We start from the raw sequence: 22,564 nt of genomic DNA, 5'->3' as shown, positions 1-22,564 counted from the left end.
TTTTTACCACAACACGAGTGAAGTAATAAAGAGTTTTTTGGTTCCCCTTCTTTTGCTTTTTATGTCAGATAATCTTTATCCCGAAGTTTCTTGGGAATATATTCCTCTGTCACAAAAGAAATGCTTTTGGTCAGAAGAGCATCCACTTCCATTTTGAATTGGTGACGGAGAAGCGCATCGATTTCTTCCTGCCATTTTTTATCCCTAAACCATGGATAGGCCTTTATCTGCTGGGCCCTAGCGATATCCTCTTTAGTCAGTTTGATGGTGGCTGCAGGCGTAAGATTGAACTTTTCATAATCGAATGCACTCATCCCTAAAAATCGTATCGAGGGGACCGCCATGCGCATCGATTCATAAGCCAAGTTGATCGATCCCTGCTTAAGAACAGAATAGATGTAAAGCCCCCACGGGTCGTTATCGACAAGCACATAGATAGGGAGCTTCAGCTCCTGATCCATTCGTTGCAGGAGTCGGCGAGCACCCCGCGCCGCCTGACCTTCGCTGGTCATCAAAATACAACGATGTCTCTGCCAAAACCGATCTTCGTTGAGACGGTGAAAAATCGCCTGCTTCTCCACAAGCAAGATGAATTGGGCGTCTGACTTAACAAACTGCAGATTTTCATCTTCGCAAATACTAGGAATCCCCCATCCACCTCGCCCCATGCAGGCGAGATCGATCTCATCCCCCGCATCACGAACCACAAGTTTCCCTACAACAAGCCCTCGGCGATTCGCAAATAGATGCAATTCCTCTCGAAGCGCATCGGCACAGACTTCCAAGTCTTCAATAATCGGATCGCTTTCCGCCTGATCCTCAAATGTATTTTCATTTGAATTGTGAAGCGTATGCTTCATCATGTAAAACATCTGACGGATGCTGATCGTCTTTCCTTCTTCAATTAACGTTTTGCATCCACTTGCGATCAGAAAGGTCTGCATAAACTTGCGAGCCATACTCGTATTAAAAAAGTCGCGCGACTGGCTCTTCTTTCCAAGCTCGATGATCTTTCGCTTTTCATTAAAAGAGACATTCGACAGAGTGCGCTGGCGTATCATAATCGATGGATTCGCCCCCTTTAAAACAGTCCGATAAGCTGATGTAGCCAACTGCTCAAGCTTGTTTAAAGTAAGTTGGTCCCTTGTCTGCTTGACTGCAGATGAAGAGAGAAATTGAGAAGATTTACGCGAAGCCATGATTGTGATCTTCTCTCCCTCCCAAGTGAACAAAACGGGGCAAGGCATTTTGGAAAACGTTTTTCACATCTGCATCATCTATCCCAAGCAAATGCCCTAAAGCGACTGCTACTTCAGGGATATAACGCTGAAAAATGCCGAGTCGCTTATGCTCATTCTGCGATCGAGCCTGCGCCCGTAGATACACACCCAATTTGCGACCACATTCTTGTACCGCAAGCTTAATTTCTCGCATCAGTTCATCGTAATGAGCGATAGCCTCTTTAGCCTCATTCGTAAAAGGGACCCACACACTCGCCAAGTGGACTGCAATCGCAAGAGGACCAACAGGAAGCGAACCCTTTGGTTGACTAATCTGATAAGATTTCCAGTTGGTTTGACAGACAGCCTCTGTAATCACACAAGCTTTGGGTTGGTACTGTAGAGGAACACGATTTGCAAATCGCATCATTTCAGCAGGTTCGTCGAGTGGCAAATCGCCTCCATAAGCAAGCCCCACCTCAATGACGAAAGGATTCCCCCGGTATACAGAAGGCGGACGCGTAGAAGATGTATAAAATTCCGCATTAAATTGTCTTTTTAATCCATCTATCAATAGCTCCTCTCCAATCGGGACAACACATAAAGCCGAAGGGGCCATCACTTTAGCCTGACTCAGAGCTTGATGAATTCGTTGAACTTCATCCCCTTCCAATGAAGTGGCAAGCACACGAGGAGAGACTTGTGCAGCCCGGCACACATCTTCTGCCACTTTTGCAGATACTCTGGAAAAATCTTCCATCATAACCTGCTTGAGCGTCCTCTTCTCTGCATCCTGCAGTAAATGCAGAAGCGTTCCCACTTCAATCCCGTGGGGATGCTGTTTAACCTCCTGCGCTTCCGGAGGGAGCTGATTAGAGACACGAGGGAATGAACGCGTTTCCCCTTTAGAAGAATGAAATACGAGAGCGAGATGGGGATTAGCAACTACAGTCTGTTCAAGGTAAGCTTCAACGCCTGTACGCCCACCTCGATAGACAGCAACCAATTCAAATTTAATCCGTGTGCCATTGGCTTTATCCCATGGCACTACTTCTTCTTTGATCACCTGCGGTTGATTCCTTTTGGTGTCTATCCGCAGAGTCGTCTGATAAGCAGGGCGGCCTCGTCCAACTTTAGAAATGATAACAATCGGTTTTCCTGTGGTCAATTGAGAATAGAGACCAACAGCGCTAATTCCAATCCCCTGCTGGCCGCGAGATTGCTTTAATCGATGAAATTTGGATCCATACAACAATTTTCCAAATATCTTCGGAATTTGGTCTTTCACAACTCCGGGGCCATTGTCTTCGACAATGACTTCAAAACGTCCCCCTCCTACCTCACGGATGCTTACTTCTACATCAGGCAGAAGCCCCGCCTCCTCACATGCATCCAATGAGTTATCTACCGCTTCTTTAACAGCAGTAAGCAATGCTTTTGCAGGATTATCAAACCCTAAAAGATGCCTGTTTTTAGCAAAAAATTCGCTGACCGAAATCTCTTGCTGACGAGTCGCCATCGACTTGGCCGTAGCTCTTCTCGGGGAAAAGGAAGAAAAAGCTTCCTCTTTTTCTAGAGAAGATCGCAATGCATTATCATTCATAAGATCATTCATAAGAGAATAAGAGAATCGCATGTTCCGCAAAGCCCAAGGAGCCGTTACCCAGATCGTTTACAAATGTCAAGAGTTCCATTATTTGTACGATCTTTTTCTTTCATCGGAGAGAATCTGATCAGACAGATCCGGGATCACGATGCAGAAGAAATGACTTATGCCAATTGATGTAAAGCTTCTACGCTTAATTTTAAATTTAAATTGGCAAGAATATAAGCAACGCTTTGTTGAGAATTGAATAACACCCATACAAATTACACTAAAGAGTATTGTTTTTCATGGATTCCCCTCCATGCTCTTTTTTTTCTACTAGACACCAAGGATGCGTCGTGCATTGAGTGCATCACAGATAACAATATATTCCACACGCTTTTGGACTCTAAGCATTTGACGTCAGATACACATTCCCATCCCATGCCTTACTTCGCCTCATTTACTAGATAAGGAATGAATTATCAAATGACGGCAAAGAAAAAAAAAGTTAAAGGAGCTATCAATTTATTTGGTATCCAGGCGGCCCTGATCTATTTTTTTTCTCTCCAGGCAAATGCTCAAGTCCTTTCTCTTCCCTACGTAAGGCCCTCTCCTTTCTCTGATCCCAAGGGAAATAGAGGCATGCCCTACGCTTTTTCACCTTCCTTCCTTCAATCCGAGACGACACAGGCTGAAGGACGCACCATTCTGCGCGTTGAAATCCGTGGAAATCGACGTGTTTCCGAAAAAGAGATTCAATCTTATATGCAGCAAAAAGTAGGGACCTCTTTCCACATGGAGTCCCTCAAAGTAGATACTCGTACCCTCTGGAATACCGGTTTCTTTGAAGACATCGAAGTGGATTTAAATTCGAACGATGAAGGGGTCCAACTCCGCATTATTGTACGGGAGAGACCTTCTATTAAAGCGATCGAGTTTGAAGGGAATGATGAGCTGGACACCGATAAACTGAATGAAATTGTGGAAATTAAGGCTGAGATGATTCTCAGCATTCCCGCTATGCAGCGAAGCATTCAAAAAATCAAAGAAGCTTACACAGAGAAAGGCTATTTTTTAGCCACCGTTAATTACAATTTAGAACCTCAACGCAATAACGAAGTTATCGTCCGTTTTCACATCGAAGAGCATTCTCCGGTGACCGTTCGCAGAGTGATTATCATGGGGAATGAACACATTCCAGACGCTGAACTAAAGGACGTCATACAGACAGGAAAAAGTGGATTCCTGTCTTTCTCAGGAGGCCCTTACAGGCAGGAGGTATTAGAGCGAGACATTCTGATGATGACTGCTCTATATTACGATAAAGGGTATATCATGGCACAATTCGATCCTCCCCGCATCATGCTGACCCCAGAACAAGAAGGGATGGAAATTTTTCTGACGGTCCGTGAGGGCCCTCGATTTAAAATTCGCAAGCTGTATCTAATGGAGCGCGATAACGAAGGAAAAGAGATTGAACCCATTGGAGGTCGCCAAAAGCTCCGCAGCATGTTGCGCACGCAACCCGGTGATTACTTTAATAGAACTGAACTTGTCAAAGAGCTACAAGCGATCCGAACCTTTTATAAAGATCAAGGATATGCGCATGTTAGCACAGAGCCGGAAACAAAAACGGATATGGCAAACCATGAGGTAGATGTAACAATTCCCATCCAGCGAGGGCCTTTGGTGACCATTGAGCGCATTGAAATCAAAGGGAATATTAAAACAAGAGATAAAGTCATCCGCCGTGAACTGGAAGTGCAGGAAGGGGAGCTCTTCTCTGAAACTAAACTCGAAGAATCGAAACGCCGTATTGGGGCGTTAGGCTATTTTGAAAAGGTAGATATCAGTACAGAGCAAGGTTCAAGCCCTGATCAATTGCTCGTTCACATCGAAGTAGGGGAACACCCCACAGGTACATTCAATATTGGAGCGGGATTCAGCTCTATGGAAAACATCATGGCTACTGCCCAAGTGCAGCAAGCCAATCTTTTAGGCAGTGGTCAATCTCTCTCCGCTTTCTTCCAAATCAGCAGCTTAAGGCAACAGCTCAATATTCGATTTTATGAGCCTTATTTTTTTAATTCAGATTGGCAATTTAGTACAGATTTATTCAAACAACTGTATGTCTTCCCCGATTTCGTACGTCATACGTTAGGGACCTCACTGACACTTGGGTACGCTCTCATTCAACCCACCCTTAAATTCAGCCTAACAGCATCCGCTAGACACGATAGTACTGAAATAGGATTAGGACATTCGTGGTGGTCTGCAAGAAGCGATCAATTGTACTATATTTCCTCTCAGGTAGCCCTCGCAAATTTATTCAGTGCGGGAAGAACGATTTCCATTACGCCAGCGATTACCTATGACACGCGAGACAATCGTCTTTTCCCCACCTCAGGCCTTTTCCTACAGGCTTCCACAGAATTTGCTAGTCCCATCCTAGGGAGCCAGCTCAAGTTCCTTAAGCACCGGTTAACTGCCAGATTTTATTACCCCCTTGGGGGTTCATCTGGCATACCAGGCTCAGGATTCGTGTTTAAAATGAACAATGAGTTGGGCCTGATTACAAGCCCCGATCCAGAAGGAGCTCCAGTATACGCTCGCTTCTTCTTGGGTGGAATTCTGGATGTACGAGGCTATCGTCTCCGCACGCTTGGTCCTCGCTTGCCAGTCAATCAATCGCTGGATGTCAACTCGCCTCCTGTCCCCAATGGACTCACCATAGGAGGGAATCTCGAGGCCTACTCCAATATTGAATTTGAGTTTCCGATCGTAGATAAAGTTGGGATCCGAGGTGTTGCATTTTTCGATCTGGGAAATGCATGGAATACAGAAAGCCATTTCTGCTCTACCACCCCTGCCCCCCAATTTAATAAAAGGGTAAGCCCATGTTTTAACAGTGAGAGCCTATTGCATCTCGGAATGAGCCCAGGAGTAGGCTTCCGTTGGTTCTCTCCGATGGGACCCCTACGCTTTGAATGGGCTGCCCCCATCAATCGTTTGCCTTATGAAGATCCCTTTATCTTCGAGTTTATGGTAGGAAACTTTTTCTAGTTGTTTTGTAAATCGAGATGCCCCTCCCGAAGAAAGGCAAGACCAGATTGCTTTTTCGTTAGGTCGTTCCTTTAAAATTCCACAAGGTTAAAATTAGAAAAGATGTCTTCTGATATGCACACCTCACACCACCAAGATACGATAGCTGTTTCTCTTCAAGACGAATTGAGAACAAGCTATTTAGATTACGCAATGAGTGTCATTATCGGACGCGCGATACCAGACATCCGCGATGGCCTTAAGCCAGTCCATCGGAGAATTTTATATTCTATGTATGAACAAAAGATGATGCCTGGATCACCCCACCGAAAAAGCGCCAAGGTGGTCGGTGATGTTCTAGCCAAGTTTCATCCTCATGGGGATAGCAGCGTCTACGACGCAATGGTCCGGTTAGCTCAAGACTTTTCGATGCGCTATCCCCCCATCGAAGGACAGGGAAACTTTGGATCTATCGACGGAGATCCCCCTGCTGCATACCGATATACAGAAGCGCGTCTTGCTCGCATTGCTATCGAATTACTAAACGACATCGATAAAGAGTGCGTCGATTTTCATCCTAATTTTGATGATTCATCGGTTGAACCGGAGGTTCTCCCTGCTCGTGTCCCTAACCTTTTGATCAATGGATCAGGAGGAATTGCAGTAGGGATGGCCACCAATATTCCCCCCCATAACTTGGGTGAAGTGATCCATGCAACAATCCACCTGATACGAAATCCAAACTGTCCCATTGAAGATTTAATGAAACTCATCCCAGGGCCAGACTTCCCCACCTCTGGATTGATCTATGGCCGTGCAGGGATCGAAATGGCACAACGGACCGGTCGTGGAAGCATCATTATGCGTGCACGTATGCATGTGGAAAAAGCTCCAGGAAGTGGAGATCGAGAACAGATCGTTGTGACTGAGATCCCTTATCAGGTCAATAAAGCCCGTTTGGTCGCTCGGATTGGTGAACTATGGCGAGAAAAGTTAATCGAAGGAATCTCCGAAAGACCTCGAGATGAATCCAATCGAGAAGGGATTCGAATCGTCATTGAGCTTAAAAAGGACGTGATCGCTCAAGTGGTGATCAATCAGCTTTATCAAATGACTGATTTACAAGCTACCTTCGGTGTGATCAACCTCGCCATCGTCCAAGGACGACCCGCTGTACTCAACCTCAAAGAAACGCTGGATTGCTTCATCGTTCACCGTCGAGAGGTAGTGACACGCCGCACTCAATATGAATTGCGGCAGGCAGAAGCTCAGCGAGAAATTATAGAAGGTTTAGGAGTTGCTGTCACAGAAGTCGATATCGTCATCAAAACGATTCGACAATCATCGAATGCAGAAACGGCGCTACAGCGCCTGCTCGCCCTTCCCCTTTCAGGGCTCGAAGTTTTCGTAAAAAGAGCAGGAAGAGGAGAGGAAGAAATCAAAGAAGCGAGGAGGAGAGATCAATATCTTCTCTCTGAACGGCAGGCAAAAGCGATCCTCGAAATGCGCTTATCCAGACTCACTGGGCTAGAACAGGAAAAACTCGCACAGGAGTACGCTAAGCTATCGGACGCGATATCGTATTTCCGCAGTATTCTAAACAGTGAGCAGCTTCTTCGCGATCTGATTGTGCACGAATTAGAAGAAATTCGCGATCAGTATGCTGATCCCAGACGCACTGAAATCGTAGGTACGACTGCACAAATTGATAAAGAGGATCTCATCCAAGAAGAAGATATGGTGGTAACGATTTCCCATGCGGGCTACATCAAAAGGAGTAGCTCCAGTATCTATCGCCCTCAAAAGCGAGGAGGAAAAGGGAAAATCGGAATGGAGGCCCGAGAAGAAGATTGGATCAATAAACTATTTGTGGCTTCTACGCACGCCTATGTTTTTTTCTTTTCCGATCACGGAAAGGCCTTTGTCAAAAAAGTATATGAAATCCCTCAAGCAGGACGAAATTCAAAAGGACGCGCGATTGTCAATCTTTTATCCATAGAAGGAGATGAGAAGGTCGCAGCGATCGTCGAAGTTCCTAAGATTGAAAAAGGGAAATACCTGCTTACCATCACAAAGAAAGGTCAAATCAAGAAAACCGATCTCGAGGAATATATTAACTTCCGAGAAAAAGGGATCATCGGAGTTAAAATTGAGCCTGAAGATCAACTCCTTTCCACTATTTTAACAGATGGGACAAGAGAGCTGCTCATTGCAACTCGCTTCGGTCAGTCCATTCGCTTCCCAGAGGAACAGGTGCGCCCCACAGGACGGGCAACCATCGGAGTAAAAGCGATTGATCTCGCCCCAGATGACTTCGTTGTATGCTTTGTTGCAACCGAACCAGAACGGTCCATGGTGCTCGCCGTATGCGAAAATGGATACGGTAAACGGACTGCGCTTGCGGAATTCCGCACCCAAAATCGAGGAGGCAAGGGGATTATTCTGATCGATGCAAGTACGCGCAACGGTCCAGTGGTAGGGCTCCAGCTGGTCAAGCCAGGTGACGAAGTGATGATGATCACGGATCGAGGCCAGACCTTACGCACATGTGTTGATGAAATCAGAGAGACTGGACGCAATGCACAGGGGATCAAAATGATGAGTGTGGAAAGCGGAGAACGAATCGTAGCAATTGAGCGACTCCCCGAAGCGGAAACCAATGAAGAAAGCATAGAGGAGGACTAAACTTTCATTTACCATTTCTCGTTTTGCTTCTCTCATGAAAACATCTCTCCCCCCCTCTACCCATGCTCGACAAGCACAAGCTGTTTTTAAAGAGCTGAAAAAGAGCTATCCAAATGCCCAATGTGCACTTCACTACCGCAATTCCTTCGAGCTGTTATGCGCAGTAGTCCTGAGTGCCCAGACAACTGACGTGGCAGTCAATCGGATTACTTCAGCTCTTTTTGCAGCTTATCCTACAGCTGAAACATTAGCAAAAGCGGATCCGCAACACGTCCAAACCTTAATAGCAACCATAGGGATGTACAGACAAAAAGCCAAACATCTCCTAGGGCTCGCAACAAAATTAGTGGAACACCACCATGGACAAGTCCCTAACCAGTTGGATGATCTCATTCAATTACCAGGAGTTGGACGGAAAACAGCGAATGTCGTGCTAGGAGTTGCATTCGGCAAAGTAGAAGGGATTGCAGTAGATACCCACGTCCAACGGCTCTCTCAACGCCTCGGATGGACTCAAAAGACCAATCCCAGGCAGATCGAACAGGATCTCTGTCAGATCTTTCCGAAGAAACAATGGATCTGTGTAAACCATGTTCTCGTTCTTCATGGGAGGGAAATTTGTTTTGCTCGAAAGCCTGCATGTCATCAATGTCCTATCCAAACGAAATGCCCAAACGCTTTTCGCGCTGAATCTGCCGGACGCAAATCAAACCGAGCCTTATAGCACAATGCAATAAGTTAATTGATGAGATCTGAAAGCGATCTGGGAAATGCAGTAGAGCACAAAGGATATGATTGAGACTCGCGGCACGTTTCCTCCTTACCATGCTCGAAGTCTACCTAGCTGCATCTCGAACCATCGGGTGAAGGATGCTCCACTGCAGCCTTCTCAAGAGCTGAAAATGCTGTTTCCGCTTGTTCCTTTTGATTTCCCAACGAGGGCTGCATTGCGTGCTAATCCACGCTGAATTGCTCTTCTAACAGGATTGGCAGCACTCAAAGAAGACCGGGGTTCTCTCATCATCTCAAGCAGATCAACGAGAGAGATGGGCTCCCATCTTGGATAGGGTTCGAAGTTCTATCAAAGAAGAGAGAGAAGGAGAGGCGTTGAATGGACAAACGAGCTGACAGTCATCACATCCAAAAAGATGCTCCCCTACCACCTCCCGCAGTTTGAGATCGATCTCCGAACAATATTCAATCGTAAGATAAGCCACACAACGGCGTGCATCCAGGACGAACGGTTTCACGAATGCTTGCAGGCATCTAAACAGCGCATGTGCTCAACACATCACCCCCCAATAGGAACATCAGTATCCGCATTCAGTGATAAAGTTGTAATAACTTCTCCAAGCAGTACCATCGAGCCTTTCTCCGGCCCAATAGGAAGTCCATTCCTCCCAATAAACCCTAGTCCAGCGCGAGCTGCCCATGCGCGATCCAAAACAGGAGCTGTATCACAAATTGCACGACTGTGCACAGGCCGCTCCTGCGTTCCAAAAAAAGAAATGTATGCTGCTAATCTGTGAAGTCGCTTCTTTAGAAGCCATAATAATCACGCCCTGACGCATAGCAAGCAAGGAAAGGGACAACCCCTTTTTCTCCCCCGAAAGTAGATTTTTTTTGACATTAGTGCGCTACACAAACAACACTTTTCGCTCCTTCTAAGAATGCTACATCCGCGACAGCGATCCCTACTGCCCCAAACCCAAGCTGTTTGGCAAACTGCTTAATTTCTGTTCAACACTCAAAATGAAGTGCGGGTCGGAGGGATGGTTCGGATCAACCTCCGTCCTCAAGGCACCTCTCGCAAGGGAAGGCTTACTTTCCTCAGTTTTAGTTGATTCACGAAAGAAAGATGTCATGAGAGCAGATACTCTTTTCAATGGTCGTCTTACCCTATATCAACCCTCTCTTGGGGGATACCGTACCAATCATGATGCCATTCTTCTAGCTGCATTTGCAGCTGCTCAACGACAAGCCCGAATTGCATTCGATCTAGGAGCAGGAGTCGGTGCTGTAGGTTTATCCCTCCTCCATTTAGAGATTGCTAGTCAAGTCACAATGATCGAAATCAACCCACGCACCGCACATCTTGCAGCGCTCAATCTCAAAGCCAACGGATGGGAAAATCGAGCTGTCGTGTTCGCTCAAGACGTAAGTCAAACAGCACGCTTATTTGTTGGTAAAGCAGATCTCATCGTATGCAATCCTCCTTATATTCAACCAGGCTCAGGACATATACCAACTGATCCATCTCGAGCGCAGGCACGTTCAGGTCATCTCAAGGTATTCATCTCAGCAGCTAGACAACTTGCAGGACGCCGTGCTCGCATTTGTATCGTCTATCCTGCCCAAGCTTTGTCTTTTCTCCTAACTACACTCCAACAGGCAGGTCTTGAACCGAAAAGGCTCCGTTCTGTTCACACAACCGCAACCACCCACGCAAGGATTGTCCTGATTGAAGCAACGTTAGGGAAAAAAGGGGGACTTATGATTCTCCCTCCCCTCATCGAGCGAACCCATAACGGTTATTCGCCAGAATTAACATCACTGCTTTCTTCCCCACCTGCACGAGAAGCACAAGAAGACGAAATAAAACTGCCTTCCCGATCATCCATCAACCGATCGAGCACAATGGCGAAAGCTGATCGAACACTCAGGTGATTGTAATCTTTGCCTACCACTTCTATCGGCTGAAGACACGCATCAACACTCTCAATCGTATCAGAAGCGAGATCCCATTCTGTACCGAATATAAGGAGGATCGTGCGCGTGCTCTCTTTCTCAAGATAGTTTCGCGCCTGAGCAAACAAAAGAGTAGGACGCATATTCCGCGCTGCGGTCACCCACACCGTTACAGTTTCTCTCCCGCCTAATGACTGAATGACATCCTCCAGAGAAAAAACAACCCGAACTAACTTTAATGCTTCTCGGCGATCTGGGATCCGCCTTCCCAAAGAGCCATGAATCTAGTGATGACAAATGCGCTCCATTAGCTCTCGCTGCGCTGCGATCGGATGAACAATATGAATAATCAGACCCTCCGTACGCACGAATGCTTCTAGCCAAATCGTGAATGTCCAGATTTGTAATAGTAGTTGTGTCTGCTTCCCCCTTCGTATCAAGAACAGGGTAATGAATAAGAGCCACAGCAATACGAGGTCGGCTCTTTAGACCGGTCATGATCGATTCCTAGAGAATGGCTTATCGGTGAGCGAAGATGCTCTCTGTTGATACCGCTTCCATAGATCCGGACGACGCGTACGAGTACGATGAACCGATTCTGCTCGGCGCCATTCCTCAATACTTTGATGGTTTCCGCTGAGCAATACTTGCGGCACACTCTTTCCACGAAAGTCTAAAGGTCTTGTGAATTGAGGATATTCGAGCAATCCACGGCTTTCGGAACCGTGCGATTCATAGCGTATCGAGTCAGCATTATGGAGTACTCCAGGCAACAATCTAACCGATGCTTCAATGATCGTCATAGCAGCTACCTCCCCTCCCGTCATGACAAAATCCCCAATCGAGATCTCTTCATCGACAAAATCCCTAACCCGATCATCAAATCCTTCGTAACGCCCACAAATCAGCATAATCGCATTTTTCTGAACAAGAGAACCGACAGTATGCTGGGTGAGCAACCCCCCTTGAGGGGTCAGTAGCACACGATAAGCACGTTCTTCAGGAGTATATCGCTCATCGAAGGCTTCCATCGCTTCGACCAACGTATCCACCCGCATGACCATACCGCTTCCCCCTCCATAAGGTGTATCATCGACACTCTGGTGACGCCCTTTTCCAAATTGTCGCAGGGATTGGAACTTGATCTGGAGAATTCCTCTTTGGATCGCGCGCCCTACAAAACTGGTGGTGAGGAAACCAGAAAACAATTCGGGAAAGAGAGTGACGATATCAAATCGCAGCATGTCAGTCTAAACACTTCACGAATAGACGCTCCAAGAGGAAGAAGAAAGGATCACTCTTTTCTCCCACGGATCGACCTCCTCAACAAAAGAATCGATCAAGGGGACTTCATAACAATGATTTTCCCCAACCGGCCGAATCAAAATCGCATCAAGTGTAGGATAATCATAGACTTCTTCCACTTGACCGATCTCTTGAAGAGCATTCCCTTGGCGCTTAAATACCCGTGCACCTTCTAAATCACACGCGTAAAATTCACCTTCTTCAAGAGAAAGAAAATCCCCACGTTGCACGTAAAGCTGAGCCCCTTTCCAGAATTCCGCTTGAGTGCGACCTTGAATGGATTGAACTTTGATTAAAATAGCCTCATTCACTCGCCGCGCCGATTCAATTTGGACGTGCTGTTCTTTTTTTTGAAAAGACGATCGCAATAGAGCTGTCCGCACATGAAGCAACAGATCGCTCGATGAACAGTAAAGCTTAAGTCTCAGCTCCCCTTTAATACCATGGGGACGAACCACCTGCGCCAAAGGCACCCACACACTCTGTTCAACAGTCATAGAAACAATAAGAAAAGTCCAATCTCACCAGAAAAAGGTTCTAATCAAGAATATCGAGCTGGGCCTTGCGACCCATTTTGGTTGCCATAGCTTGAAGAACGACACGAATCGCCTGCGCCGTGCGCCCCTCTCTTCCTACTACTCTCCCAATGTCTTCCTTAGCCACCTGAAGCTCTACAATAGTATAAGGGCCATGTGTATTTTCCTTAACTCTAATCTTGTCAGGATAATCTACAAGCTGGCTAGCTATAAAATGAACAACATCTTTAAACAAAGGCTACCTCCTTAAAATCTCCCTTCACCTTCTTTGCGAAGGGAGATGCTTGCCAAAAGGCCTTTCTATCGAAGTGGAAGCCTCTGACGCATACATAGAGCGATAACACTTCTTAAAGAGCTGTGCGACTGTAGGGGTCAATTGAGCACCTACACTCTTCCAATAAGCAAATCGAGCCTGATTGATTTGAAAAATGATGGGACTCCTTTGAGGATTGTAGATGCCCAATTTCTCGAGAAATCGCCCTCCTCGTGGACTCCGCTGATCAGCCACGACAACCCGATAAAAGGGCCTTTTTTTCGATCCCGATGGTGCCAAACGAATATGAACAGCCATACAATCTCCTTCTCAAAACTCAAAAAATAGCCAAGCCACTAGCATAACAAATCACTACCGGTGGCAACATAACTACTAAAAATTGTTTTCTGTCAAGATGATACAGACATGATCCGCGTCAAACGTAAGGCGAAAATAGGCCGAGCCCACACACCATAAAGGCGGAGTTCAGCTTGGCGCACCGCTTTCAAAAGGTTTTTGATCGCTTCCAACCCCGCACGATCAGCTGATTTGAACAGCAGAAGAGTCCACAAACGATCCACAGGAATCGCAGAAAGAGCAAGAATATGATTGGAAGAACCCCGTATCGTTATATCAGGAATCCCTGTAATTCCGTCTGTAACCCATAGCTCTCCACGATTGAAGAGGAGCGTAATCGCTATCTCTGCGTCCTCTGCAACCAGTGAAACTACACCGAACAGAGCATTAAAGTCGCTTGCTTTTGATGGATTGGATTCGAGGTTCTGCCGAATCAGAGCTGCTACCATCTTTGCAAATGCATTTTGTGATGCTTCAGGAGTGACCTGAATGAAAAAAGGAGAGGTGTTCAAGTGAAGTGAGGTTACCCGAAATACTCTCTGAAGTCAAGCTCACTCCATTATTTTATGATAAAATTTGAGTTTTATCCATGATTCATGTGTATTGGAAGCGATTGAGATTAAAATTTAAGTATGAGGTAAAGTCTGATAAAGAGATCCATCCTCTATTGAAGACTATGATTTCTCCATTAAAAGAAAAATGCGGGGTTGGAGCTGTACATGTTCTTTTCATTGCTATTATTTCATTGCATTAGCAATAATTGGGATGCCTCCTCTCTCATTACATTAGCCTCCTAAAACGTTCCAGAAGATTCACCCGTCACTCCACCATCACATTAGCCTTTGGATCCAATTCAAGATCCAATGGTGAGTTCCATTGCCCCTCCTGCTCGCGCTATCGAGACAACGATGCAGGACATTACAAGTGTGCGCGCCATTTTGGTCATCGGAGACGAAACGACCAGAAAAGCGCAAGACTCAGTGTTTCTTGCGCTCGGTGTTCCAGAAGCTATAGGGGTTACCCTTCGATTAACCTTAAACGGTCTCATTGATTATGTTCTCGACTGCTGTCAGCCTACTGACTTACTTGATAAAAGAGGGGATATTGAGGCCGCCCACGCCCAGATCAAAGCCTCCAAAGAGAAAGTAACAAGCTATCTCCTCCCTTTCTTCCCCACTCTCACAACATAAGGGGAGATGAACGCTTTTTCCTCCCTGCGTCTTCCACCAGCTTCAACAACAACAACTTGGAATGTCCAGGCTATTTTCAACTTCCCCTTTTGAGATGGAGGTACGCGTTACGGTTTTCAAAGAGATCAAACGCTGAATACAATATTTCTCTTCAGCAATTTGAAGCTTTTCACCGATGCACTTCAACTGAAATCATCCAAGCTGAACGAACTATTGGCGTCGCAGAACAAAAACCATTTCATCGAGAAAGAAGCACGTTATTTTGCGAATCAGGCAGATCAACTGGTTATCGTGTACAAAGAGGGAAAAGGGACAAGCCTAGAACTGATCCCCGCTGGCTCTGCTCTAAGACATGCAGAAATCCTGCTAACTCTCAGTTAATTCATGTAATTCAAGCAAGAATCAATGCTCTCTTAATGAAGAGTACATGTACATGGTGAGGGAGTCTGCAATAGCACTGCAAACCACCGCTAAGGGGCAGCCCCATCCCAACCTGAAACGAGCGCTAAGTAACTGAGCGCGTTGTTATAATCCAACAATGCTTGTAGATGAGTAATCCGCGCCTGCACATAGGCGCGTAAAGGATCGAGCAGCGCCCTCTCCTTTTCTATCCCCATATCGACCGCCTCCTGAATGACAACAATCCACTGTTTCGATTTTTGTTCTGCACGCTCCCAAGCTACCTCTCGATTTTTGGCTTCAAGAGCAGACGCATACGCCTGCTCGACTTCAGCGCTCAGTCCACCTAGGACCATCCGCGCTTGAGCACGTGTTTCTTCTAATTGAGATTGCGCTTGTGCAACCCGAGCCGCCTGCGGGAAAAGGTCCAAATTCCATTTGAATCCCAATCCAACTCCAAATCCAAATCCATTTAATGGGTCATTGATCCACGGATTTGTCTGAACAATTGCACTAGGGGCCACCGAATAGGAAACACCAAGAGCGAGACCAAGATCTGGAAATAATTTGGCTCGATTAAAATTAAGCCAATACTTGCGGGCAAGCACACCGGTTCTAACCATATTTATCTCAGGTCGATGGAGGCGCGCAGCGAGAAGATAGGTCGTGACGGAAGAGAGATGCTTTTCAGGCCTGCGAAGAACTTCATTGGGAATATCAAAATCGGTCTGCACTCCTGTTAGAAACCGAAGAGAGCTGAGGGCAGTCGCTTCTCCTTTTGGAATTTCACCTGCCCGAGCGCTAATCTCCTCACGATAGACCTCTAAACGAAATTGATCCCCTTCCGTCACCAATGGATCCCCATCTTCTATTTTCGATTTCAAGAGCTCAATCGCATGATCGAGGCGAGACAACACTTCATCCAAAATCAACTTTGCATTACGGGCAAGAAGAAGACCAAAGTAGGCCCGCCGCACATCCCAACGCGCTTGTTGTTTAACCTTCTCAAGGTCCCATTCATTCACACGCACGTTTGCTTCAGCTGCTTTTCGAGCTGCTTCGATTTTACCAAAGGTATACAGCGGTACGATCCCACTCACCTCAAGTTTGGCGAAAGGCTGTATAACATTTGCCAGCATAGGATTTAATAGTTTAACGCGCGATGAAGGAGAATAAACCGCCGTTCCCTCAATAGGAGGGACAATGGACACGATCCCACTCGCATTCCATTGCCACCAAGGTGTCCACCTCGCTTCATCGAGTTGAGCATGAATAAAGCCTAATTTTGCACGGGCTACCCACAAAGCAGGATGATTCCGTTCAACCAGAGCCAAACATTCCGCAAGCGTATAGGTGTGGCGAGGATTTGAGGTAGGGATGCTACCCTCCTCCGCATGAGTGAGAAAGCTTAGAAACCCGATGACACCTAGAATCAAACCCCTTGTTTTCCATCCATAACAGGACCTGATGATAAGAGCAGTTACCTTCTCCATGATTGAATAACTCAGCTTAGATCAACAGGAGATTGAGCTCTATGGCTTATCCCAGCAGCACGTAAAATTTTTCGAGAAAGCATGGAAAGAGGACAGTATTCAAATGCATTCAAAGAAACCCACTTGAGCGTTTGATAGATGTCCTGCTTCCACTCATCTTTTAACGCCTTTACAGTCTCCCCTCTCCAAATCTCCACTTCCAATCTACGGTGTGTAAGAATATGGCTTATGGAATTGACACGACAAAGCTGCCTGGCGTGAATTCCAAACGATTGGCGCAACACTGCTTTTTGATTTTCCACTCTTTCAGAAGAGGAAGTTTCCATGCTGATCATGGGAGGTTCCCAAAGACCTGCGTTGATTCCTCGCCATCTTTGACCGAGCAGTACGTGACCGTCTCTCACAAGCACAAAGGCGATCCGTTGTTCTATTGTAGGTTTCGGTTTTGACAACTGAATCGGAAGCTGCCGTTCCAATCCAATGATTCGGGCTTCACATACAGCGCTTACAGGACACAAAAGGCATTTGGGTTCTCGAGGGACACAGATAAGAGAGCCCAACTCCATCACCGCCTGATTCCATTCCCCCGGCTGATCAGATGAAACAAGAGTTTCAGCGAGCTTCCAGACTTGCTTCAGCCCATCTTTCTGTCGCACATCCTCCCGAATAGCGAATATTCTTGCAAACACACGAGCCACATTGCCATCTACAAGAGGGGCCGGTTGCTGATAAGCAATACTGGCTATTGCACCTGCTGTATAGGCTCCTATTCCATCAAGGGCACATAACTCTCGAACTGTCTGAGGAAACAATCCAGCATAGTGAGAACAGACCTGTTGAGCTGTACGATGCAGTGATTGGGCACGCCGGTAGTACCCCAGTCCGCTCCAAAGTGTAAGAACACTTTCGAGTGAAGCTTCTGCAAGAGCTTGAATGGTTGGGAACGCATCCATAAACCGTTTCCAATAAGGGATCACCGTCTCTACTCTCGTCTGCTGCAACATGACTTCGCTCAGCCATACTGCATAAGGATCATTGGTTTTACGCCAAGGTAAATCACGGCATGCAGTTGAGTACCATGCGAGCAATAATCCATGAAGAGAAGAGATCATTTCAGGCGAAACATTCTCAGCGCAACTGCCTTGCGTAAAAGAACCGACCCCTTTTTCAGCTACTGACTTTTTCACACAGCTCTTCAAACTAGTCTAACCAATCATCAAACGAATAAGTTGATCCGCTTTTTCTTTCAACCCATCGAATCTCGATTAGAATTGAAATCCATTTTTTGTGCTCATTTCTTCCTTGCTGATCTGCACTCTTTTATAATAAGAGGCAAAAGACAAGATTGGAAAATGAACCCAACAAAAATGGAACAACAGAATAGTGACCAAGGAACGCACTTCCAAAAAACTGTCAACCGAACAGCCTGAAAAAACCAGCTTCGAAAGATCACATGAGCAAGCACGTCGTCTCGCTCTTCAGATTGCAACAGCAGCAATGGAGAAAAAAGCCGCATCCCTCGAAATCTTAGATGTGAGAAGGCATGTGGACTATACTGATTTTCTAGTCCTCATGATGGGTCACAGTGACCGACAAGTCGCCGCGCTCGTGTATGGGATCGAAGAAGCACTGCGAAAGAAAAACAAGAAAATCCATTGTTCTGTTGAAGGGCTCCCTCATGCTTATTGGGTCATCATGGACTTCGGAGATGTCGTAGCACATCTCTTCCAGCAACAGGCACATCAGCTGTACGATCTTGAAGGGCTATGGATGGATGCCCAAAGAATCAAGCTGCCTAAGGATAAAGAAGAACAGGGCAAGAACGCTGCTTAAGGATCTAATCTCAACCGTTACTTAATATCTCTCGAGCTGTCCTTACCTTAACTCAAGCTATCCTAATGAATTATCAAAATGAATAAACAAGAGAAGATCGAAAAGCTGTAAGCACTTTTAGAACGAGTCGAAAAGAATCAGATACAACGCTTGAATGGACAAGATGACTCCTCCTTTCCTATCCATCACGGGGAAAGTGAACTACAATCCACTCTTCAGACCTTACGCGCACACGATATCTCCCTTTTGCTGCAGATTTAACTCATTTTCCTCCTCACTTTCTATCCAAGACAACAACCCCCCTTCTCTACCTTTCAAGCAGGTTCGTTAAAAGAAGAGGGGGAAGGGCGGATTAAAAAAGCAATACCAATCGACAGAAAATAAAGCGCGACTAGAACACTGCTAACAGCCACCTGGCTGGAGACTTCCGGACCTGGAGTTACAACAGCACCAACAAAAAACGAGAGGAGAATCGCCCAGCGGCTAAATTTTAAAAGCTGCTTTGGAGTTACAAGGCCACCTATCACTAAAAAAGCAATAAACAGAGGGAGCTCAAACACAAGCCCAAAAGCGAGAATCATTCGCATTGCGAAATCGAGATAAAACTCAAGCGTAGGTCGGTGAGTTAAGACAGTTCCCCCTTCTGACACTTGTCCCAAGAGAGAGAGGAAATAGTTAAACGTAAAGGGGAAAGCGATGTGATAGACGAACAAAACACCAGCCAAAAACAAAAGCGTAGAAAAGAAAACGAACGGAATAATCAAGCGTTTCTCTCGAGGGTAAAGACCAGGGCTTATGAATCCCCACAGCTCATAAAAAAAGAATGGGGCGGCTCCAATCAAACCAGCAAAAAGAGATAGTTGAAGGTACCCTACAAACGCATCGGCAGGAGAGAGCGTCTGCAGCTCAGGAGCACCTGGAATTTGCTTTTCTCTCCACGCATTTTCATAAGGTATCAGCAGCAGCCCAAGAATCTCGACTCGGTAAACCCAACCTACCAGCGTACATCCTGTAAGAGCACCAACTGCACGGAGCAAGCGGACGCGTAGCTCCTCTAAATGTTCGAAGAAGGTCATCCGTGCGTCGTTTTGGCTTTTTCTTAAGGAAGAAAAAAGGTCAGCGCTCATTCTTTCTTTTGGAGTTCAGGATGAGAAAGAGACGAAGGGAGGACAAATTGTTGATCTGCTGCAACAGGCTCGATATCCTGTTCCAGTCCACATGTAAATATGGGATCTTGTGACCACTTGGAAGGAGCCAAGACTTCGTCCATACCAGCACTTTCAGGAAGCACGTAATAGGCATCGACTCCTCCCAAGGGGTGCTCATGTTCTTTTTCGATTTCCCACTCGGAAGTGTTTCGTTCCACTTGTTGGAATGTCAGGATATCATCCCATTCGCCTCGCATAAGTTTACGAATTTCACGGAGATCTGAATGGATACTCTCTTCAAAGAACTGATCAACTTCACTGGAGGCGCGCAGATCAGCAGCCATTCTGCGCAACTCACCTGCCCAGCGACCTATTTTGTGAAGCACACGCGGTAGTTCCTGAGGTCCTGCTACAATCAGCGTCACAACAGCTAAAACCAGGAGCTCGCCAAAGCTCAATCCTAACATGCCTTCTAACTATAGCACATAGATGGAGATTTCCGAGATGTTTGATGAACCGCATGACCCATTTTTCCGTTTCCGTGAGTCATTCGCTCGAGCTTTGGTGTCTCCCCCTTTTGATCCAATCGCGATGACCCTGGCAACGGCTGATCCATCAGGACATCCCTCCGCTCGAATTGTATTCTTAAAAGGGATGGATGAGAGAGGGTTTCTATTTTACACCAACCGTCTGAGCCGAAAGGGGAAAGATCTTTCACTCAATCCCCACGCTGCCCTTTGTATTTATTGGCCTCACCTAAAAGAGCAGATCAGAATCGAAGGAGATGTGGAACTCACCTCGGATGAGGAATCAGACACTTATTTTGCTTCGAGGCCACGCCAGAGTCAACTAAGTGCATGGGCATCTCAGCAAAGCGAACCCCTCCCCTCTCACAAAGCATTGATGGAGCGCATGGAGAGGTTTGAGAAGCAATTTCAACATCACACCATTCCTCGCCCCCCCCACTGGGGAGGGTACCGTCTGATTCCATTGCAGATAGAATTCTGGGAAGAAGAGGTACACCGCCTCCATTCTCGAATTCTCTATTCCAGAACCTCCCCCCTAGATACCGAATGGTCCATAGAGAGGCTCAATCCGTAGGTGGAAGCAGGTTCGACTTCGATTTCGCGAAGCTAGGAGCGGAAAGCATTCATGCGACTCACCATCGGGAAGAGTTGGCTTTTGTCCCTAGAGAGAACATGTAACTCATTTGGATCAGAGTGTAAATCAAACAGCTGATAGAGCTCACCACCACGATGAATGAGTCTGATCCCAGGGGTCGGCCCATGGATCAGAGCATGTCGCAAATGATTGTAAGGGCCTACAGGCATATCAATATAGATGTCTCTCTCTTCGTGCGGATCCTGTTCTCCCGCCAGATAAGTCGATCCATAAGCTTTTTCCTGAAAGGAACGCTGTATGTTCAGAGTTGTTCACGTACAGGATATCGAGAATCGTGGGAACCATATCAATCGGCATGGGGATCAAAATAGTGAACCCATAAAAAAATTGCCCTCCCCGCTGCTCCTGTTTCGTTAATAGACAAATGGCAGCGTCTGTTAGCTGAAGGCTTATGACAGAGGTATCCGTATCCCCTGATCCTTGATAAGGCTTAAAAAAGAGATCATGGTCCTGGATTCCTTGTGCCAAACCACTTCAGTAGGTAAAATACCAATGAGCTGCAGCCCCCATGTGAATACCTGCTCGTTGCAAACGAGTAGTGAGGAATATATTCTGCTTATTGTATTTGGTGAAATTTTGCCATCCCGTTCTGTCTCGCTGGGATATCGTATTAAAAGAGGACCGAGGCTCTTTCCTGTGTAGGAAGCAAGCGCATAAGCTTTATCGAATACAATACTTTTCTCAGCCAACTTATCCAGGTGGGGAGTGAACACCTCTTAGGATAGCCCATAAAGCCGACGTTCATCCTCAGCGTATCAATAGTGATAAAGAGAATCGCCTTCTCTGTTCCATGTAACAACTCTATGCCAGAGAGCGAGGGCCTTCCCACCTAAAGGAGCTTTCTCTTCAAGAGCGATCACCAGCGATGGATTTTGATTTAAAGCGTGCGCTTGATGAAGCGTAACGCCAAGAGGCAACAAAGTGATGAGAAGGATGGGCAACACCGTCATCAATCGACGACGAACTGGATAAAAAGCAAAAGGGGCTAAATAAATTCCTGTCGCAAGAATAAGTCCGTTGACCAACGGTTTCCAATCGATGGCTGGTTTCTTCAACAAGCCTAATATCCATAGTCCCTCACTGGAGCCATTGGGTTCACCCAAACCAATCCCCAAACCGATCATGCCAAGTACAAGAAGAACTGCACCGCCTCCTGTAAAAGTAGGGTCAACCCAACACTGATGATATTGAACTAACCATGCAAGAACTCGGCGAAGGGAGGGGTATAGTGCAAATGCCACCGCTAACAAGAGAAGAAATACAGCCAAGGAAAGAAAACCGAGTTGAACTCCCACTTCCATCGGTGACGGCTGCTTAAATATCTGATGAGCTGTATGCGCAAGCGTAAGAAACCAGCCAAAGCTTGCAAAAACAAGCAAAGGGACCAATGCTGCCATCCGCAAGCGAGCGAGTACAGGCCAACTCCTCAAGTCCTCAGCATATTCCCCTAAGGTCTTCATTCGACCAGGCTCGAGAATACACATAAGCCCGCCTCCCGCACTTCCCCCTGCCAAAGCAAAGGGAATCAATAAAGCAAGATCAGCTAGAAAGAAATCAAAGAAAGAGAAAGAAGCATCCAAGCGGGTCGCTAGATTTGCTTCCAGGGCAGCCACAATGATAGTACCAATCATTCCTCCCAAACAAG

Annotated in this window: 22 protein-coding genes and 1 pseudogene; 7 read left to right on the top strand and 16 right to left on the bottom strand. The window is 46.3% G+C overall.

Annotated features, from left to right (window positions below; genetic code table 11):
- Nucleotides 1–59: 59 nt before the first annotated feature.
- Both BCY86_RS04365 and BCY86_RS04360 read right to left on the bottom strand, forming a co-directional pair.
- A complete protein-coding gene (locus tag BCY86_RS04365; protein ID WP_075276647.1) occupies nucleotides 60–1,199 on the bottom strand; it encodes a DNA topoisomerase IV subunit A in 1,140 nt (379 codons plus the stop codon).
- A complete protein-coding gene (locus BCY86_RS04360) occupies nucleotides 1,186–2,823 on the bottom strand; it encodes a DNA topoisomerase VI subunit B (protein ID WP_172824796.1) in 1,638 nt (545 codons plus the stop codon). The genes BCY86_RS04365 and BCY86_RS04360 overlap by 14 nt, the downstream gene beginning before the upstream one ends.
- 471 nt (nucleotides 2,824–3,294) lie before the next feature.
- On the opposite strand from BCY86_RS04360, the gene bamA reads away from it, so the two are divergent.
- The 3 genes from bamA to nth all read left to right on the top strand — a co-directional run bounded on the left by bamA (nucleotide 3,295) and on the right by nth (nucleotide 9,259).
- Nucleotides 3,295–5,871, top strand: coding sequence for an outer membrane protein assembly factor BamA (gene bamA / locus BCY86_RS04355; RefSeq protein ID WP_245776268.1), 2,577 nt, complete (start codon nucleotides 3,295–3,297; stop codon nucleotides 5,869–5,871).
- 102 nt (nucleotides 5,872–5,973) lie between these two features.
- The gene (gene gyrA / locus BCY86_RS04350) at nucleotides 5,974–8,535 is read left to right on the top strand and encodes a DNA gyrase subunit A (protein WP_245776267.1); all 2,562 of its coding nucleotides are present in this window, start codon (nucleotides 5,974–5,976) and stop codon (nucleotides 8,533–8,535) included.
- 34 nt (nucleotides 8,536–8,569) lie between these two features.
- Nucleotides 8,570–9,259, top strand: a complete 690-nt coding sequence (gene nth, locus BCY86_RS04345) for an endonuclease III (protein WP_075276644.1) — start codon at nucleotides 8,570–8,572, stop codon at nucleotides 9,257–9,259.
- A gap of 310 nt (nucleotides 9,260–9,569) precedes the next feature.
- Here the strand turns inward: nth and BCY86_RS04340 are convergent, their stop codons facing one another.
- Together BCY86_RS04340 and BCY86_RS04335 are read right to left on the bottom strand one after the other, a co-directional pair.
- Nucleotides 9,570–9,785 (bottom strand): 4Fe-4S double cluster binding domain-containing protein, encoded by a 216-nt coding sequence (locus tag BCY86_RS04340; protein WP_075276643.1) that lies wholly within the window; start codon nucleotides 9,783–9,785, stop codon nucleotides 9,570–9,572.
- 41 nt (nucleotides 9,786–9,826) lie between these two features.
- Entirely contained in the window at nucleotides 9,827–10,015 is a 189-nt protein-coding gene (locus BCY86_RS04335; RefSeq protein WP_075276642.1) for a hypothetical protein, read from the bottom strand.
- Nucleotides 10,016–10,287: 272 nt separating this feature from the next.
- Here BCY86_RS04335 and BCY86_RS10535 point away from each other — a divergent pair.
- A pseudogene (locus BCY86_RS10535) lies at nucleotides 10,288–10,749 on the top strand (methyltransferase); the annotation flags it as partial.
- Nucleotides 10,750–11,066: 317 nt separating this feature from the next.
- Here BCY86_RS10535 and BCY86_RS10530 read toward each other — a convergent pair.
- The 7 genes from BCY86_RS10530 to BCY86_RS04295 form a co-directional block, all read right to left on the bottom strand.
- Nucleotides 11,067–11,435 carry an RNA methyltransferase gene (locus BCY86_RS10530; protein ID WP_275935851.1) on the bottom strand — a complete coding sequence of 123 codons (369 nt, stop codon included), beginning with the start codon at nucleotides 11,433–11,435 and terminating at the stop codon, nucleotides 11,067–11,069.
- Entirely contained in the window at nucleotides 11,323–11,721 is a 399-nt protein-coding gene (locus BCY86_RS10330) for an RNA methyltransferase (protein WP_075276639.1), read from the bottom strand. The genes BCY86_RS10530 and BCY86_RS10330 overlap by 113 nt, the downstream gene beginning before the upstream one ends.
- Nucleotides 11,718–12,467: a tRNA (guanosine(37)-N1)-methyltransferase TrmD gene (trmD, locus tag BCY86_RS04315; protein ID WP_075276638.1), complete on the bottom strand. Its 750-nt coding sequence runs from the start codon at nucleotides 12,465–12,467 to the stop codon at nucleotides 11,718–11,720. The genes BCY86_RS10330 and trmD overlap by 4 nt, the downstream gene beginning before the upstream one ends.
- Nucleotides 12,468–12,482: 15 nt before the next feature.
- A complete protein-coding gene (rimM, locus tag BCY86_RS04310) occupies nucleotides 12,483–13,001 on the bottom strand; it encodes a ribosome maturation factor RimM (RefSeq protein ID WP_172824795.1) in 519 nt (172 codons plus the stop codon).
- Nucleotides 13,002–13,065: 64 nt separating this feature from the next.
- On the bottom strand, nucleotides 13,066–13,299 hold the full coding sequence (locus BCY86_RS04305) for a KH domain-containing protein (protein ID WP_075276636.1): 234 nt from the start codon (nucleotides 13,297–13,299) through the stop codon (nucleotides 13,066–13,068).
- A 24-nt stretch (nucleotides 13,300–13,323) separates the two neighbouring features.
- Nucleotides 13,324–13,635, bottom strand: coding sequence for a 30S ribosomal protein S16 (gene rpsP, locus BCY86_RS04300; protein ID WP_075276635.1), 312 nt, complete (start codon nucleotides 13,633–13,635; stop codon nucleotides 13,324–13,326).
- Nucleotides 13,636–13,727: 92 nt separating this feature from the next.
- Nucleotides 13,728–14,186, bottom strand: a complete 459-nt coding sequence (locus BCY86_RS04295) for a hypothetical protein (RefSeq protein WP_075276634.1) — start codon at nucleotides 14,184–14,186, stop codon at nucleotides 13,728–13,730.
- A gap of 351 nt (nucleotides 14,187–14,537) precedes the next feature.
- On the opposite strand from BCY86_RS04295, the gene BCY86_RS04290 reads away from it, so the two are divergent.
- Entirely contained in the window at nucleotides 14,538–14,864 is a 327-nt protein-coding gene (locus tag BCY86_RS04290; RefSeq protein WP_156865072.1) for a hypothetical protein, read from the top strand.
- 470 nt (nucleotides 14,865–15,334) lie between these two features.
- Here the strand turns inward: BCY86_RS04290 and BCY86_RS04280 are convergent, their stop codons facing one another.
- The gene (locus tag BCY86_RS04280; protein ID WP_083604185.1) at nucleotides 15,335–16,699 is read right to left on the bottom strand and encodes a TolC family protein; all 1,365 of its coding nucleotides are present in this window, start codon (nucleotides 16,697–16,699) and stop codon (nucleotides 15,335–15,337) included.
- 68 nt (nucleotides 16,700–16,767) lie between these two features.
- Complete coding sequence (gene mutY, locus BCY86_RS04275; protein ID WP_075276631.1) at nucleotides 16,768–17,943, bottom strand: A/G-specific adenine glycosylase; 1,176 nt, start codon at nucleotides 17,941–17,943, stop codon at nucleotides 16,768–16,770.
- A 196-nt stretch (nucleotides 17,944–18,139) separates the two neighbouring features.
- Between mutY and rsfS the strand changes: the two genes are divergently transcribed.
- A complete protein-coding gene (gene rsfS, locus BCY86_RS04270) occupies nucleotides 18,140–18,589 on the top strand; it encodes a ribosome silencing factor (protein WP_083604184.1) in 450 nt (149 codons plus the stop codon).
- Between the two features lie 314 nt (nucleotides 18,590–18,903).
- On the opposite strand, the gene tatC is transcribed toward rsfS, so the two are convergent.
- Both tatC and BCY86_RS04260 read right to left on the bottom strand, forming a co-directional pair.
- On the bottom strand, nucleotides 18,904–19,716 hold the full coding sequence (gene tatC, locus BCY86_RS04265; RefSeq protein ID WP_075276630.1) for a twin-arginine translocase subunit TatC: 813 nt from the start codon (nucleotides 19,714–19,716) through the stop codon (nucleotides 18,904–18,906).
- Nucleotides 19,713–20,204 (bottom strand): Sec-independent protein translocase subunit TatA/TatB, encoded by a 492-nt coding sequence (locus BCY86_RS04260; RefSeq protein ID WP_075276629.1) that lies wholly within the window; start codon nucleotides 20,202–20,204, stop codon nucleotides 19,713–19,715. The genes tatC and BCY86_RS04260 overlap by 4 nt, the downstream gene beginning before the upstream one ends.
- 37 nt (nucleotides 20,205–20,241) lie before the next feature.
- On the opposite strand from BCY86_RS04260, the gene pdxH reads away from it, so the two are divergent.
- Complete coding sequence (gene pdxH / locus BCY86_RS04255) at nucleotides 20,242–20,838, top strand: pyridoxamine 5'-phosphate oxidase (protein WP_083604183.1); 597 nt, start codon at nucleotides 20,242–20,244, stop codon at nucleotides 20,836–20,838.
- 836 nt (nucleotides 20,839–21,674) lie between these two features.
- Here pdxH and BCY86_RS04240 read toward each other — a convergent pair.
- Nucleotides 21,675–22,550, bottom strand: a complete 876-nt coding sequence (locus BCY86_RS04240; RefSeq protein WP_156865070.1) for a hypothetical protein — start codon at nucleotides 22,548–22,550, stop codon at nucleotides 21,675–21,677.
- Nucleotides 22,551–22,564 lie beyond the last annotated feature (14 nt).

The organism is Pajaroellobacter abortibovis, assembly GCF_001931505.1.
Classification (GTDB): domain Bacteria; phylum Myxococcota_A; class Polyangia; order Polyangiales; family Polyangiaceae; genus Pajaroellobacter; species Pajaroellobacter abortibovis.
The sequence above is the reverse complement of the archived record's forward strand: the minus strand, read 5'-3'. Positions and strand labels throughout refer to the sequence as shown.